The organism is Pseudomonas sp. SID14000 (assembly GCF_002165135.1).
Taxonomy (GTDB): Bacteria; Pseudomonadota; Gammaproteobacteria; order Pseudomonadales; family Pseudomonadaceae; genus Aquipseudomonas.
Window position 1 is genome coordinate 230,347 of sequence record NZ_NFZQ01000010.1, and the last position, 14,890, is coordinate 245,236.

The 14,890-nt window shown below is 64.8% G+C and carries 13 protein-coding genes; 4 read left to right on the forward strand and 9 right to left on the reverse strand.

What is annotated here, in order from left to right; all coding sequences use genetic code 11:
• Positions 1 to 22 precede the first annotated feature (22 nt).
• The gene (locus tag CAY82_RS17060; protein ID WP_087502268.1) at positions 23 to 637 is read left to right on the forward strand and encodes a LysE family translocator; all 615 of its coding nucleotides are present in this window, start codon (positions 23 to 25) and stop codon (positions 635 to 637) included.
• Here CAY82_RS17060 and CAY82_RS17065 read toward each other — a convergent pair.
• Positions 585 to 1,310: a metallophosphoesterase gene (locus CAY82_RS17065; protein WP_087502269.1), complete on the reverse strand. Its 726-nt coding sequence runs from the start codon at positions 1,308 to 1,310 to the stop codon at positions 585 to 587. The two genes, CAY82_RS17060 and CAY82_RS17065, sit on opposite strands and share 53 nt — an antisense overlap.
• A gap of 75 nt (positions 1,311 to 1,385) precedes the next feature.
• On the opposite strand from CAY82_RS17065, the gene CAY82_RS17070 reads away from it, so the two are divergent.
• From CAY82_RS17070 to CAY82_RS17080, 3 genes are all read left to right on the forward strand, one after another.
• Complete coding sequence (locus tag CAY82_RS17070) at positions 1,386 to 1,901, forward strand: DUF3016 domain-containing protein (RefSeq protein ID WP_087502270.1); 516 nt, start codon at positions 1,386 to 1,388, stop codon at positions 1,899 to 1,901.
• A gap of 76 nt (positions 1,902 to 1,977) precedes the next feature.
• A complete protein-coding gene (locus CAY82_RS17075; protein WP_087502271.1) occupies positions 1,978 to 2,721 on the forward strand; it encodes a carbon-nitrogen hydrolase family protein in 744 nt (247 codons plus the stop codon).
• Entirely contained in the window at positions 2,718 to 2,960 is a 243-nt protein-coding gene (locus CAY82_RS17080) for a hypothetical protein (RefSeq protein WP_087502272.1), read from the forward strand. The genes CAY82_RS17075 and CAY82_RS17080 overlap by 4 nt, the downstream gene beginning before the upstream one ends.
• Positions 2,961 to 2,964: 4 nt before the next feature.
• Here the strand turns inward: CAY82_RS17080 and CAY82_RS17085 are convergent, their stop codons facing one another.
• From CAY82_RS17085 to CAY82_RS17120, 8 genes are all read right to left on the reverse strand, one after another.
• On the reverse strand, positions 2,965 to 3,465 hold the full coding sequence (locus CAY82_RS17085; protein ID WP_087502273.1) for a methylated-DNA--[protein]-cysteine S-methyltransferase: 501 nt from the start codon (positions 3,463 to 3,465) through the stop codon (positions 2,965 to 2,967).
• A 193-nt stretch (positions 3,466 to 3,658) separates the two neighbouring features.
• Entirely contained in the window at positions 3,659 to 5,299 is a 1,641-nt protein-coding gene (locus tag CAY82_RS17090; RefSeq protein ID WP_087502301.1) for a fatty acid--CoA ligase, read from the reverse strand.
• 11 nt (positions 5,300 to 5,310) lie between these two features.
• The gene (locus tag CAY82_RS17095) at positions 5,311 to 7,089 is read right to left on the reverse strand and encodes an acyl-CoA dehydrogenase C-terminal domain-containing protein (RefSeq protein WP_087502274.1); all 1,779 of its coding nucleotides are present in this window, start codon (positions 7,087 to 7,089) and stop codon (positions 5,311 to 5,313) included.
• Entirely contained in the window at positions 7,082 to 9,547 is a 2,466-nt protein-coding gene (locus CAY82_RS17100; RefSeq protein ID WP_087502275.1) for an RND family transporter, read from the reverse strand. Before CAY82_RS17100 ends, CAY82_RS17095 begins: the two co-directional genes overlap by 8 nt.
• A 15-nt stretch (positions 9,548 to 9,562) precedes the next feature.
• Entirely contained in the window at positions 9,563 to 10,558 is a 996-nt protein-coding gene (locus CAY82_RS17105) for a YCF48-related protein (RefSeq protein WP_087502302.1), read from the reverse strand.
• A 21-nt stretch (positions 10,559 to 10,579) separates the two neighbouring features.
• Positions 10,580 to 11,938: a DUF1329 domain-containing protein gene (locus CAY82_RS17110; RefSeq protein WP_087502276.1), complete on the reverse strand. Its 1,359-nt coding sequence runs from the start codon at positions 11,936 to 11,938 to the stop codon at positions 10,580 to 10,582.
• Positions 11,939 to 11,976: 38 nt separating this feature from the next.
• Complete coding sequence (locus CAY82_RS17115) at positions 11,977 to 13,932, reverse strand: DUF1302 domain-containing protein (RefSeq protein ID WP_087502277.1); 1,956 nt, start codon at positions 13,930 to 13,932, stop codon at positions 11,977 to 11,979.
• Between the two features lie 74 nt (positions 13,933 to 14,006).
• Positions 14,007 to 14,585, reverse strand: coding sequence for an alpha/beta hydrolase (locus CAY82_RS17120; RefSeq protein ID WP_087502278.1), 579 nt, complete (start codon positions 14,583 to 14,585; stop codon positions 14,007 to 14,009).
• Positions 14,586 to 14,890 lie beyond the last annotated feature (305 nt).

Sequence of the window (14,890 nt, forward strand, 5' to 3'; positions counted from 1 at the left end):
TTTCCGCCAGAGCCGCCCACCCATGCAACAATTCCTGATCATCGCCCTCGCCCACTTCCTCGCCCTGCTCTCTCCCGGCCCGGACTTCTTTCTGGTCGCACGCACCTCGATCAACGCCGGCTGGCGCATCGCGAGCGGCGCCTGCCTGGGTATCGCCCTGGCCAATGGCGTGTTCATCGCCATGGCTTTCACCGGTCTGTCGGTGCTGCAAGAAGGCAGCCTGCTGTTCACCATCCTGCAACTGGCCGGCGCCGGCTACCTGCTGTACATCGGCACCCTGTTCCTGCGCCATGCCGGGCAAACCAGCCTGGGCGCAGTCGCTGGCAAGCAAACAGTCCAAGGGTGGTGGCGGGGATTGGGCATGGGGTTCCTGTCCGGCATCCTCAACCCCAAGAATGCGCTGTTCTATGCCAGCCTGGTCAGCCTGGTCGCCAGCGCTAGCATTGCCTGGAAAGCAACCTACGCCATGTGGATGTTCAGCATCGTGCTGCTCTGGGACCTGTTGGTTGCCGTGGCCATCGGCAACCCGCTGGTGCTGCGGCGCTTCGCCCGCAGCCTGCCGTGGCTGGAACGGGCCTCCGGGGTCATGTTGGTGCTATTGGCTGCGGCATTGCTGTTTCACCTGGCCTGGGGCTGAGCAGTTGCAGGGTCCGCATGTCCATCAAGGTGAAATGGCCACTGGCCCAGCCCCCGGTATCCAGGTGCCAGACGTTGCCCAGCAGTTTGGCCTCCAGCACCGGCGTGTGCCCCACCAACAAGGCACGCAGGCCCTGTACGGGCTGGGTATCGCCTACCTTCAGCCGCCGCCGCGACCATTGGCACACTTCCCTTACTTCAGGGTCGTCATCCAGTTCCAGCCAGGTCCTTAATACTGCCCAATCGGAATACGGGCTGTCGGCATGCAGCAGGCCTACCAGACCCGCCGCACTTTCAACCTCTATCGCAATCGGCAGCTTCTCGAAGCGCTCCACGAAACGCAACTGCTCGCTCCGTGGAAGGTCAAGAAACCAGCTCCCCCCGGCGGCGCGATACATGTCCAGATCGAGCCGCCCGCCGCGTACGCGGGTAATGGCCAGGGCCTCATGATTACCTTGCACGGCATGGAACCAGGGCTGCGCCAGCCATTCCAGCGCCGCTTCGCTTTCCGGGCCACGGTCGACCAGGTCACCCACGCTGAACAGGCGGTCCACGGCCGGATCGAACCCCACCGCATCCAGGCATTGCTGCAGGCGCTGGAAGTGACCATGGATATCGCCCACCGCCAGGTCACGTCCCCGCAGGTTGGCCATCAGACGCCGAAACCGTCCCATTACAATCTTCCTCTGCTGGTGCCGCCATGCCAGGGGTAAAATGGAGGCACAGCCAACCCACTCCGGAGGTGCATCATGCGTACCGCCCTCGTGTGTGCCGTGCTCATGGCGCTGTCACTGGACAGCATGGCACAAGGTGCCCCGGCCGCGCAGGTCGAGGTGCGTTTCGACCACCCGGAAAAATTCCGCGATGCCAGCCTCGACAGCCGCGGGTACGAGCGTGGTGCCGATACTTATGTGATGGACACCCTGACCCGATACTTGCAGAAGCTTGGCCAACGCTACCTGCAACCCGGCCAGCGACTGGTCATCGACATCCGCGACATCGACCTGGCCGGACGCTTCGAGCCCTGGCATAGCCAGGCCTACGATGTACGCTTCATGCGCGAAATCACCTGGCCGACCATCGACCTCAGCTACACCCTCAGCCAAACGGGCAAACCCGACCAGCAGGCGCAGGAGCGAGTCAGCGACAAGATGTACCTCAGTCGCCCGGGCCGGGTCGCCAGCAGCAGTGACCGCCTGAATGCCGAGAAGGCCATGCTCAACGACTGGTTCCGCCAGCGCTTCGCCCTCCACCCGGCATCCTGAAAAACCCTTCACTGGAACAGGCCTCGGTGCCGGTAGTATGCTCAGCCCTTCAACCTGTACCAGGGAAGGTTTTTTCATGAAGTTGTGCGCCGTGCAACTGGCGTCGCTCAAGGGCGATGTGCAAGCCAACCTCGAACGCCACCTGGCCTGCGTCGAGCAAGCCGCGGCCCTTGGCGCCGAACTGGTGGTGTTCCCCGAACTGTCGCTGACCGGCTATGAGCCAAGCCTCGCACGCCAGGCCGCCCTGCCCGTCAGCTCGGCACGGCTGGACCCGCTGCAGGCAGCCTGCGACCGATTGGGTATCACCGTCGCCGTTGGCCTGCCACTACCGACACCCGACGGCATCCGCATCGGCATGCCAATCCTCAGCCCCGGGGTACCGCGCCAGGCCTATGCCAAGCGGCGCCTGCATGATGATGAGCTGCCCTGGTTCACCCCAGGCGATCAAGCCTTGCTGCTGCAGGTTGGGACGCACCGGGTAGCGCCTGCAATCTGCTACGAATCGATGTTCATGGCGCATGCGGCCGCAGCGCAGGAACAAGGCGCCGACCTGTACCTGGTTAGCGTGGCGAAAACCGCCAAGGGCATCCGCGAGGGTTACCTGCACTACCCCGAGGTGGCTCGCGAGCTGGGCATGCCGGTGTTGCTGGCCAACTGCGTGGGGCCGGCCGACACCTTCATCGGCGCCGGCGGCTCGGCGGCGTGGGACAGCCAGGGGCGCTTGCTGGCCAGCCTGGATGATCACAGCGAAGGGCTGATCGTACTGGACACCGCCAACGCCAGTGCCATCGCTGTTCCCCTGGGCCCGCACCCGGCATGATCTACCTGTTTCTGGCGTTGCTGAGCTACGCCTGTACTTACTACCTGACTGGTTTGCTCATCCAGGGGCAACTGGCCGATGTGGCCGAGGGTTTGCGTCACCGGCCCGATGCGCCGACACCCGGCGAGTACCTGCGCGCCGTCAAGCCCCATGCACGCCGTGCCCATCGGCAGTACACCCTGATGGCCGGCACGGCGCTGGCCGTGCTGGCCTGCCTGGTCGCCAGCTGGTTCTGCTGACGCCTTACAGGTCCAGTGCCAGGCTTTGCCGGCCCTCCAGTGCCAACAGATACTGCTTGGCCGCCAGGCCGCCGGCAAAACCGGTCAGGCTGCCCGAAGCACCGATCACCCGATGGCACGGGGCGATGATCGAGATCGGGTTGCGGCCATTGGCGGCGCCTACCGCGCGCACCGCGCTGGGGTTGCCGATCTGCCGGGCGATGTCGCTGTAGCTGCGGGTTTCACCGAACGGTATCGCCAACAGCGCGGCCCACACCTGGCGCTGGAATTCGGTGCCGGCAAAATCCAGCGCCAGTTCGAAACGCTGACGTTTGCCGGCAAAGTACTCGCCGAGCTGGCGGGCGGTTTCCAGCAGTACCGGGCATTGGTCGTCACGGTGCAGGGCGCCAAGGCGCACGCGGTTTTCCCGCTCCTCTTCCCAGAGTACGGCTGCCAGGCACTCGCCACGTGCCACCAGGGTCAGGGTGCCGACGGGCGAATGCATGAAGGTGAATGCGCTGGACATAAACAGGCTCCTGCCAGGTTGCGATCAACCTACTGTACGCATCCACAGCCCTGCCTGCATCCGCTTTCTTGCTCAGGCAATGTGGGAGCGGGCGCGCCCACGAACACCGGCGCAGCCGGTGCCATCCACCGCTTCGCCTGCTCCGCGAACATGCCAGCTCCCACAGGTGCCATCAGCCAGTCCTTGTCAGCATTCAGAGAAATGCCTGCCGGATCCGCTTCTTGTCAATCTTGCCAACACTGGTCTTGGGGATCTCGTCCACGCAACGCAGCTGCCGCGGTATCGCCCATTTGTTCAGGTGCCCGCTGTCGACAAACGGCTGCAGGTGCCCGGCCAGTGCCGCCTGGTCGAACTGCATGCCGTCACAACACACTACCAGGGCCAACGGTTGTTCCCCCCACTGCGGGTCCGGGATGCCGATCACCGCCACCGACGCGACAGCCGGGTGCTGGCTGATCAGGTTTTCCAGCGCCACCGAGCTGACCCACTCGCCGCCGGTCTTGATCACATCCTTGATCCGGTCACGAATACGCACCACACCCGCCGGATCGATGCAGGCCAGGTCACCCGTGTGCATCCAGCCCCCCAGCCACAACGCGGCGCCCTGCTCCGGTTCGTGCAGATAGCCTTGGGTCAGCCACGGCGCACGCACCACGATTTCACCCAGGCTTTCGCCGTCGCGGGGCACATCATTGCCTTCAGCGTCAACGATGCGCAGGTCCACCAGGGCAATCGGCACGCCGGCATCGATACGCCGCGGCAACTGTTGCGCCATGGGCAGTGACAGCAGGTCGGCGCTCAGGTGAGTGATGCTGAGCAGCGGGCAGCTTTCCGACATACCGTAGCCACAATGCACGCTGATGCCGCGCTCGCTGGCGCGTTGCGCCAGACCCAGGGTCAGGGCGCTGCCGCCCAGCAGCATTTTCCAGCCCGTCAGGTCGGCGCGACGCCCTTGCTCGCTGTCGAGCATCATTTGCAGCACCGTGGGCACACAATGCGAGAACGTCACCCCCTCGTCGCGGTACAGGCGCACCAGGCGGTTGGGCTCGTAGCGGCCGGGGTAAACCTGCTTGATGCCCAGTGCCGTAGCCACATAAGGAACGCCCCAGGCATGCACGTGGAACATTGGCGTGATAGGCATGTAGACATCGCCGCTGCGCAGCAATGGCACCTCGCCGCAGGCAGCCAGGGTGCCCTGTTCGACCAGGGTATGCAGCACCAGTTGCCGGTGGCTGAAGTACACGCCCTTGGGGTTGCCGGTGGTACCGCTGGTGTAGAACAGCGTGGCCAGTGAGCGCTCGTCGAAATCGGCGAAGTCGAACTGCGGCTCGGCAGCCGCCAGCAGCGCTTCGTACTCGCCCAGCAACGGCACGCCCTGCGTTGCGGGGCCGCCGTCGTCAAGGCGAATGAAGCCCTCGACCGTCGACAAGTCATCCCGTAACTGTGCCATCAATGGCAGGAAGTCGTCATGCACCAGCACCAGGCGGTCCTCGGCATGGTTCATGGTATAGCGAACCTGCTCGGCGGACAGCCGCACGTTAACCGTGTGCAGCACCGCCCCCAGCATCGGCACGGCAAAGAAGCACTCCAGCGCCCTGTGGCTGTCCCAGTCGAGCAAGGCCACGGTGTCGCCAGGCTTGACCCCGGCGGCGGTCAGCACGTTGGCCAGCCGCTGGATGCGTTCGAGCAACGTGGTGTAGGTGTAGCGCAGCTTGTCGGCGTAGACGATTTCCTGGTTGGGCTGGTAGCGCACGCCCGACAGCAGCAGGCGCTTGATCAGCAGCGGATAAGCGTAGGCCTGCTCGGCAGCGGGCATGATGCGAGTGGTGATCATGTCGGCCGCCTTCACAGTTGCCCAGCCTCTAGCAGATAAAGGCTATCGCTACCGGCCCTGACGCTGGCGCTCAGCGAATGAATGCGTGGCAGCAGGCGGGCAAAGTAGAACCGCGCTGTACCCAGCTTGCTCAGGTGGAACGGCTCGGCGGCCGTATGGCATTGGCATACCAGGGCCATGCGCGCCCACAGGTAGGCGTAGAAGGTATAGCCAAACACCTGCAGGTACTCCACCGCCGCCGCGCCAAGCTCGCGCGGGTTGCCCTGGGCCCGGTCGAGCAACCAGGCGGTCAGCTCGTCGAGGTTGCGCACGGCGGCCAGCAACGGCGCACCGAACTCGGCGCACGCCGCGGGCAGCGCCTCGGCAAAGGCGGCAATTTCGTCGGACACGCTGCGATAGGCCTTGCCGCCATCGCCAAACAGCTTGCGCCCCACCAGGTCGAGAGCCTGAATGCCGTTGGTGCCTTCGTAGATCTGGGTGATGCGGCAGTCGCGGATCAACTGCTCCTGCCCCCATTCGCGGATATAGCCATGACCGCCAAGCACCTGCTGGCCGTGCACGGTTGTCTCCAGCCCCATGTCGGTGAGGAAGGCCTTGGCCACCGGCGTGAGCAACGCCACCCTGGCCTCGGCCTGGGCGCGTGCGCCCGGCCCTTCGCTGTATCTGGCCAGGTCCAGCTGCAGCGCCACATAGGTGGAAAAGGCCCGCCCGCCTTCGTTCAGCGCTTTCATGGTCAGCAGCATACGCCGCACGTCCGGGTGGACGATGATCGGGTCAGCGCTTTGCCCCGGCGCTTCCGCGCCGCTGGGCGCACGGCCCTGCTGGCGATCACGGGCATAGGCGATGGCGCCCTGGTAGGAACGCTCGCCCAGGGCCAGGCCCTGGATACCAACGCCCAGGCGCTCGTAGTTCATCATGGTGAACATCGCGTTGAGGCCCTTGTTCGGCTCGCCGACCAGGTAGCCGATTGCACCGTCGAAGTTCATCACGCAAGTGGCCGAGGCCTTGATGCCCATCTTGTGCTCGATCGAACCGCAACTGACCATATTGGGCTCGCCCAGCACGCCGTCGGCGCCAACCAGCACCTTGGGCACCAGGAACAGCGAGATGCCCTTGGGCCCGGCTGGCGCATCCGGCAATCGCGCCAGCACCAGGTGGATAATGTTCTCGGTCAGGTCCTGCTCACCGCCAGTGATGAAGATCTTGGTCCCGCTGATGCGGTAACCGCCATCGGCAACCGGCTCGGCACGGGTGCGAATCAGGCCCAGGTCAGTGCCAGCGTGCGGCTCGGTCAGGCACATCGAACCGGTCCAGCGCCCTTGGTACATGGGCGGGAGGTACAGCGCTTTCAGCGGTTCGCTGGCATGGTTGAGCAGCGCCAGGCAGGCCCCGGCTGTCAGCATCGGGTACAGGCCGAACGACAGGTTGGCAGCATTGAGCATTTCTTCGAGCTGGGCGCCGATCACTTTCGGCATGCCCATGCCCCCGTACTCAGGGGCGCCGGCCACGCCCACCCAGCCATCAGCGGCGAATGCCCGGTAGGCGTCAGCGAAGCCGTCGGGGGTACGCACCTGGCCGGCCTCCCAACGACAGCCCTGCTCGTCGCCACTGCGGTTGAGCGGCGCCACCACCTCGGCAATCAGCCTGCCGGCCTGTTCGAGCACGGCCAGGGCAGTTTCGCCATCGACCTGCTCAGCCAGGGCGGGCGTTTGCGCCCACCAGGCCGGGATGTCGAACACTTCGTTGAACAGAAAATCCATGTCGCGCAGTGGCGGAAGGTAATCAGACATGAGGCGAGCACTCGGTTTCTTGGGTTTGCGGAAGCGGCGTGGTCTGGGCCTCGGCAGGTGCCGGGGCGACTTGGCCACGCAGGAGGAAGTGCGACAACGCTGGGATCAGCACAAGCGCGCCGAGCATGTTCCACAGGAACATGAAGGTCAGCAGCAGGCCCATATCGGCCTGGAACTTGATCGGCGACCAGGCCCAACCGACCACGCCCGCCGCCAGGGTAATGCCGACCAGCCCTACCACCCGGCCGGTGAAGGCCACGGCTTTCTGGTAGGCCTGGGCCAGGCTCAGCCCGGCGCGCTGGTAGTGCAACTGCACGCTGAGCAGGTACAGCGCATAGTCCACGCCAATACCCACGCCCAGGGCGATCACCGGCAAGGTGGCGACCTTGACGCCAATGCCCATGGCCACCATCAGCGCCTCGCACAGCACCGAGGTGAGCATCAGCGGCAGGATCGCCACCAGCGTGGCGCGCCAGCTACGGAAGGTGAACAGGCAGAACAGCGTGACGGCCAGGTACACCAGCAACAGCATGCGGTGGTTGGCCTCGCGAACCACGACGTTGGTAGCGGCCTCGATGCCGGCACTGCCGGCGGCCAGCAGAAACTGCTGTTCGGCGCTGCTGTTGGCCTGGGCAAAACGTTCGGCCGCGGCGGCCACCTGGGCCAAGGTGTCGGCGCGATGGTCCTTGAGGTAGGCAATTACCGGCATCAGCGAGCAGTCGTTGTTGAACAGTTCCGGGGCGTTGACCGAGGCCTGCTGGGCGGCGTAGTTGAGCACGTCCTGGTTGCGCTGCAGGCTGTTCAGGCGCGGGTTGCCTTCGTAGGTGCCGGCGGTGATCTGGCGCACTGCGTTGGCCAGCGACACAGTGGTCTGCACACCCGGCAATTGCTGCAGTTCCCAGGCCAGGCGGTCGGCAAGGACCAGCGTCTGGTATTGCAGGCAGCCTTCCGGAGCGGTCTTGACCATGACCGCGAAGGTATCGCTGGACAGCGCGTAGTGCCGGGTGATGTAGGCGTTGTCGAGGTTGTAGCGGGAGTCGGCGCGCAACTCGGGTGCACCGCTGTCGAGGTCGCCGATTTTCAACTGCAGGCCGCCCCAGATGCCGAGGGCGCACAGGGCCAGGGCCACAAGCAGTGCGGCGCTGGCCCATTTGCGTTCGGTGAAGCGGTCGAGCAGGTCCCACAGCCGGCCGAAGCCACGGTGCTGGGCGGCGCGTGCGTCGATATACAGGGCCCGCTCGGCAGCCTTGCGGCCTACACCTACATAAGACAGCGCCACCGGCATCAACAACAGCGAGGTGAAGATCAGCACCGCCACGCCAATGCTGGCGGTGATAGCCAGGTCCTGGATCACCGGGATGTCGATCAGCATCAGCACGGCAAAGCCCACCGCATCGGCCAGCAACGCGGTCACCCCGGCCACGAACAGGCGGCGGAAGGTATAGCGAGCTGCCACCTGGCGGTGGGTGCCACGGCCGATGTCCTGGAGGATGCCGTTCATCTTCTGCGCCGCGTGGGAGACGCCGATGGCGAAGATCAGGAACGGCACCAGGATCGAATACGGGTCGATGGCGTAGCCCACCCAGGCGACGATGCCCAGCTGCCAAACCACCGCAGTCAGCGAACAAAGCACCACCAGCAAGGTGCTGCGCACGCAACGGGTATAGCAATAGATGATCAGCAGGCTGGTCAGCACTGCCAGGGCGAAGAACGCCATCACCTGAATCAACCCGTCGATCAGGTCACCCATCAGCTTGGCGAAGCCGATCACATGGATGCGGTACTGGCCACTGGCCTGGTACTGGCTGCGCAGTTGTTCGAGCTTCTGCGAGAAGGCATGGTAGTCGAGGCCTTTGCCGGTGGCCGAATCCTGGTCGAGCAGCGGCACGACCAGCATGCTCGACTTGAAATCGCGCGCCACCAGGCTGCCGACAATGTTGGCGCGCTCGATATTCTGCCGTAGTTGCTCGATGTCACCCGCCGCGCCCTGGTAGCCGTCGGGCATCACCGGGCCGCCCTGGAAGCCCTCCTCGGTCACCTCGGTCCAGCGCACCGCCGGGCTCCACAGCGACTTCATCCATGCCCGGTCCACCCCCTGGCTGAGAAACAGTTCGTCGTTGATATGGCGCAGGGTCTGCAGGTAGTCCGGGTCGAAGATGTCGCCCTGGGTGTTCTCCACCACCACACGCACCGCATTGCCCAGGCCACGCAGTGATGGGCGGTTTTCCAGGTAGTTCTGGATGTAGGGGTGGCTCTGCGGCAGCATCTTGTCGAAACTGGGGCGCAGCTCAAGGCGGGTCAGGGCCATGTAGCCCAGCACCAGGGTCGCCAGCAACATGCACAGCAGGAACGGCAGGCGATGGTTGAACACCAGGCGCTCCATGCCGTTGCCCGAGTGGGGGTCGAAATCGTCGAGGTTGCGGATTACCGGAAGGGTGTCTTGGCGGGTAGCGGCCATCGGGGTCTTCTCTTGTTATGGGTGCAGCGTGGGGTTGCCGGCCTGGTTGCGCACGCCCCGCTCGCCGACCAGCACCAGGCCGTTGCCGGCATCGGTGGCGAGCGCGGTCACTGGGCCACGGGCGCTCTGCGGCATCGGGCTGAAACTGGCGCCATCGTCCTGGCTGCGCAGCAGGTCACCGGCCTGACTGGCCAGCCACAGCTGGCCGTTACGGTCAACGCCGGCGGCGGTAAGGCTGGTGTTCACACCGGTGATGACCGGCAGCCATTGCCGGCCGCCGTCGGTGCTGCGGTAGACATGCCCGCGCAGGCCGTAGACCAGCAGTACACCGGGCTTGCCGACAGCACCGAACAGTGTGCCGGCGTAGGGTGTTTCGACACGGCTGAAGCGCTCGCCGTCCCGCTTCAACAGCAGCCCTTGCTCGCCGGTGATGTACAGCTCGTCCCCCACCGTCGCCAGGCTGGTCAGGTGCAGGCCTTGCGGGTTATCGCTGTGGTCGAGCCAGGGCTGCCAGTGCTCGCCGCCATCAACGGTGCGCAACAGCAGGTTGAACACGCCGACTGCATAACCATTGCGGGCATCGCTGAACCACACGTCGAGCAAGGCATTGTCGCTCCCCGTGCCCGGCAGTTGTTCGGCCAGCGCCCGGCCATCCAGCTGCTTCTGCCAGTGCACGCCGCCATCGCGGCTATGCAGCACCACGCCATCGTGGCCAACCGCCCAGCCCAGTTCGGGCGTGGCGAAGCTCACGGCATTGAGGTCGGCGCTGACCGGCACCTGGGCTTGCTGCCAGTGCGCGCCGTGGTCATCGGAGTACAGGATGTGCCCACGCGGGCCCACCGCGATCAGGCGCTGCCCGGCTTGGGTTACATCGCGCAAGGCGCTGCTGGCGACCAGGGCGCTGGGCATGGCGGGCAGGTCCAGCACATCGGTGAAGGGCGCCGCCTGAGCCGCGCCCTGCAGCACGGCCAGGGCCAGAACTACCAGGCTGCATCGTTTGAAGACAGACATTGTCACCTCTGCTTCGTGCATTCAGCGAATGCCGTTGCCGGCCAGCGACTCTGGCGACCACTGGGTTTTCGACAGCGGGTCGATGTAGCGGATACCGCCGTAGGCACCGACCACGCCATTGAGGTTGTAGGTGCCGCCAATCAGGTCGTAGATCATGAACGGCGTGGCGTCCGGGGTCTGCTTGTCGTAGCTCTGGGTGAGGAAGGCGAACGAGCCGCGGTACAGCTGGCCACGGGCGTCGTACTGGTCAGAGGCCAGGGCGATCCAGCTGTCTTCGTCGAGGTAGAAGCGGCGCTTGTGGTAGATATGGCGCGCACCGTCCTTGAGTTTGCCTTCCACCACCCACACCCGGTGCTTCTCCCAGCGCACGAACTGCGGCGCCAGGTGGTTGGGGGTGATCACCTGCCTGACGTCGGTGTTGTAGGTCAGCTGGTAGGTGTTGTAAGGCACGTACATTTCCTGCTTGCCGACCAGGGTCCAGTCGTAGCGGTCCAGCGCACCGTTGAAGACGAACACGTCATCGTAGGTACCCGAACCCGAGGTGCCCGGGTTGGGCGTGTCGTAGGCCAGGTTAGGTGCCAGCTTGACCCGCCGCTGGCCCGGCAGGTACTGCCAGGCGCTGCGGGGCTGCACCAGCGGGTTGGCGGCATCACGCAGCATCATCGCTTCGCCGGCACGGCGTGCAGGCCCGGTGTACACCAGCTTCATCTGGTAGTAGGTGTCCTTGGCGCCGATCGGCTTGGTCATGTCTTCGTAGATCGGGTAGCTGATATTGGCCTGGCCGGTGGTCGACAGCGATGGCTTGCCAGCGGCGTCGACGTTCCACGAGTCGTACTTGGCCGTCATGCTTACGCCCTGGTAGCGCAGCAGAAAGTTCCACATGGCCTCGGCGCCGTTCTGCGGAATGGGGAACGGGATACCGGGCAGCACGTTGTCTACCGCGGTGCCGCCCTCCTTGCTGTTGGCGCCAGTGGCGTTCTTGCGGGTGTTGTCGAGTACCGCTTGCGGCAGCGCCACGCTACGGTGGGTCGGGTACACATCGACGCGGTAGCTGGGGTAGCGCTTGAGCAGTTCCAGGGTTGTGGCGGTCAGCTGGCCCTTGTACTGCTCGGCGTTCTTGCCATCGATGACCAGCAGCGGCTTGTCGCTGGCGAACGGGTCTGGGCGCATGCTGGCGCCGCTCTGGTAGCTGGCTGGCGGGGTCTGCAGGCCGCCCTGGTAGGCCGGGATCGAGCCATCGGCATTGCCGGCCTTCTCCGCACCAATGGCGGTCAGGCTGGTGCCCAGGCGCGCAGCCTGGTCAGTGGAAACGGCGGCCTGGGCAGCGTTCAGGGCGGCCAGTGACAGGCACGAGGCCAGCAGGGTACGTACGAAATTCATGATGGTTGTCTTCCTGTGTAGGCTCTAGGAAAGATGACTCAAAAGGTCGTCTTGACGGTCAGGTACAGGGCGCCACGGTCCTCGGTGGTGGCACCACCTCCGGAGAAGGAGGCGTAGCCGCCGCCGTAGCAGGTGTAATCCTGTTCGCCGTCCAGGGCGTTGGGGGTGCTGCCGTCGGTCTGGCCGTCCTTGCAGGCCTTGGTCTCACCGAAACTGTCGACGTACTTGAGGTCGACGAAGTACTGGTTGTAGATCGCGGCGCTCACGCCTACCGCATAGTTGCCGGTGTTCTCGGCGCCACCGCCCTGCACCGGCGACACGCCGTCGAGGCCGACGTTGACCGACAGCGGCATGCTCAGGTCCATGCCCGGCAGCACCTGGTACCAGGTAGGGGTGAAATTGACGGCGATGCCCCAGTTGTCGCGGGTGGCCTTGTCGATACCGCGGTAGCTGCTCTTGCCCTTGTACAAGGCCTCGTTGTGGCTATCGAGCTTGAGCAGGTTGCTGTAGAACAGCTCGCCAAGCAGGGTTGCCGAATCGAACAGCGGTGTATCGCCAATGGTCATCAGGCCGTTCAAGGTCCAGTGCAGGGTGTCGCCGGTGGCGCTCAGCCCGTCGCCATCCTTGGGCACGTCGAAGATCACCCCGCTGCCGGGCAGGCGTGCTGGCAGCAGGCCGAAGCCGCCTCCCAGACCACCCTGGCCGGGGGCGCTGACGATTGCCGGGATGCTCGCCAACGGCATGTTGTGGCGGATGTTCAGGTCGCTGCCGACACTGATGCCGCCCACATCCTTGGACAGGCTCAGGCCGTAGATGTCGATGTCGTCGGAATAGGCAAACTGATAAGTAGTACTTTGCAGCGAGTTGTACAGGTTGCCGACCGCGCCCTGGCGGCTGCCCGGCGGGTTGCCGAACGGGCCGTTGGCGACGGTCATGCCGCGCGCGTCGAGCCAGGCCTGCGGGAGGATCTCGGAGGTCTTGCGGTAGTAGAAGCCGAGGGTGCCGCCCAGCCACTCGGGCGACCACTTGGCCATGATGCCCCAGTCGCCGCTCTTGCCCGGTTTCAGGTCATGGCCGCGGCGGATGGTGGTCAGCGCACCGCGCACCGGGATCAGCCCCGGGGTGCCAGTGTGGCCGAGCAGAAAGCTCTGGGCACCCTCGCCTACCACGTCCGAGCCGCCATAGTAGGTACCGGCTTCGGGCAGGCGGGCTGCGTCCCAGTCGAAGAAGTACTGGGCACCCAGGGTCAGTTCGGAGTTGACCAGGAACGAGGTTGACAGCTGGTTGCGCGGCACGAACAGTTCCTTGGCCTCGGTGCCCGGCGAGGCGGCCAGCTTGGCCAGGTCGAGGCCGGACTGACCGTAGCTCAGCGAATGCACCGGGTTGAGCAGGGTTTCACCCCAGAACAGGTTGTGCTGGCCCAGCTTGGCGCTGACCTGTGAGGCATCGCCGACTTCACGACTGAAGAACACGAAGGCATCCAGCACTTCACCGGAAGGGCCGCTGTAGTAACGCTGGGCGTAGTTGCTCAGGTGCGGACTGCCCAGCGGCACACCGGTACCGGGCAGGCCATTGAGGCTGGGGTTGATGCCGGACTGGTCGCCGTTGCCGTTGACGAACGGGTTGCTATTGGAACCGGTGTTGTCATAGGCCTTGTCGTACCAGCTGGCGGTACTGACGCGGAACCCGGTGTTGCCCTGGTAGACCACGTCCAGCTCGGTCAGCAGGTCGACCCGGTTGGTGATGTTGGTGCCGGCCTTGCGGAAGTTGTAGTCACCGTCGTTGCTGTTGGGCGTGCCCAGCATGCGCTTGTCGGCGCTTTCGGTGCGAACGCCATAGTTGTACTTGACGGTGTTGTCGAAGCGCACGGCCCAGTTTTCATTGCCGGTATCGACTTCGAACGCCTGGGCAGCGGGCAGCGTGAGCAGGCCGATGGCGCAGGCGAGCAGGCAGCGCTGTGGTTTCACAGCACGGTGAATGCGGTGTTCTGGCATTACGATGGCTCCACGTATTGTTATTGTTTTTTACGCCGCCCGTCTTTTGCGAGCGTGGCTGGGGCGTCCATGCGCTATTGCAGGTTGGGTTGGTCCAGTCGCTGGATGAAGGCCTCGGCCTGCGGCCAGGGGCCGAAGCCGGAGGCCGGGTTGAGGTGGCCGACGGCCCCCAGTGCTACCAGTTCGCTACCCCAGCCTTGGGCCAGGGCACTAGCCGCGGCAAAGCTGGCCAGGTGGTCATTGCTGCTGGCCGCGACAATGCTTGGGAACGGCAGCGGCTCATGGGGTACCGGCGACCAGCCGTGCTCGGCCAGGCTGGCCGGGCTTGGGTAGTGGGCCGGCCATTGCGCGTTCAGGTCCGGCGGCGCCGCCAGCAATGCACCCTTGATTGGCCGCCGATAGCGCGTCGCCCAGTGGGCGACCATCAGCACGCCAGCGCTGTGCGCCACCAGAATCACTTCACCATCGATCTGGTCCAGCTCACGCTGGATCGCCTCGACCCGGGCTGTGCAGCACAGGCCGTCGACCTGCAGCGGCGGTACGCTGCGCACCTTGGCCAGGCGGCCTGCGAGCAGGGTCTGCCAGTGTTCGGCGACATGGTCGCGCAGGCCGGGGACGATCAGCACGGTGGCGGTGGTTTGCAATTTATCCACGGTGAACCTCGTGTGCGGTGTAGCTCTTGAGGTTCACAGTAAACAGCCCACCCACCGGGTGCTTCACATTGGGCGTCAGGGGCTTTTCATTTGATGACAATGCCCCTGACAGGGCTTTGCTTTTCAATTCATGACACGCAGGCTATAAAACCAATCAGCCGCTCGCTTTTTGTAGGAGCAGCCTTGTGCTGCGAAGAGGCCGTAAAGGCCATAACAGTGATATCCGTCGTACCGGCCTCTTCGCAGCACAAGGCTGCTCCTACAAAAAAGCAGCAGTTAGCCTGGAAAACATGGATAACAACAAA

What these genes read in the sequence shown, in the direction of transcription:
- CAY82_RS17110 (WP_087502276.1), bottom strand. Translation starts at nt 11,938, where the DNA reads ATGAATTTCGTACGTACCCTGCTGGCCTCGTGCCTGTCACTGGCCGCC.
- CAY82_RS17060 (WP_087502268.1), top strand. Translation starts at nt 23, where the DNA reads ATGCAACAATTCCTGATCATCGCCCTCGCCCACTTCCTCGCCCTGCTC.
- CAY82_RS17095 (WP_087502274.1), bottom strand. Translation starts at nt 7,089, where the DNA reads ATGTCTGATTACCTTCCGCCACTGCGCGACATGGATTTTCTGTTCAAC.
- CAY82_RS17100 (WP_087502275.1), bottom strand. Translation starts at nt 9,547, where the DNA reads ATGGCCGCTACCCGCCAAGACACCCTTCCGGTAATCCGCAACCTCGAC.
- CAY82_RS17075 (WP_087502271.1), top strand. Translation starts at nt 1,978, where the DNA reads ATGAAGTTGTGCGCCGTGCAACTGGCGTCGCTCAAGGGCGATGTGCAA.
- CAY82_RS17105 (WP_087502302.1), bottom strand. Translation starts at nt 10,558, where the DNA reads ATGTCTGTCTTCAAACGATGCAGCCTGGTAGTTCTGGCCCTGGCCGTG.
- CAY82_RS17065 (WP_087502269.1), bottom strand. Translation starts at nt 1,310, where the DNA reads ATGGGACGGTTTCGGCGTCTGATGGCCAACCTGCGGGGACGTGACCTG.
- CAY82_RS17080 (WP_087502272.1), top strand. Translation starts at nt 2,718, where the DNA reads ATGATCTACCTGTTTCTGGCGTTGCTGAGCTACGCCTGTACTTACTAC.
- CAY82_RS17070 (WP_087502270.1), top strand. Translation starts at nt 1,386, where the DNA reads ATGCGTACCGCCCTCGTGTGTGCCGTGCTCATGGCGCTGTCACTGGAC.
- CAY82_RS17090 (WP_087502301.1), bottom strand. Translation starts at nt 5,299, where the DNA reads ATGATCACCACTCGCATCATGCCCGCTGCCGAGCAGGCCTACGCTTAT.
- CAY82_RS17115 (WP_087502277.1), bottom strand. Translation starts at nt 13,932, where the DNA reads ATGCCAGAACACCGCATTCACCGTGCTGTGAAACCACAGCGCTGCCTG.
- CAY82_RS17085 (WP_087502273.1), bottom strand. Translation starts at nt 3,465, where the DNA reads ATGTCCAGCGCATTCACCTTCATGCATTCGCCCGTCGGCACCCTGACC.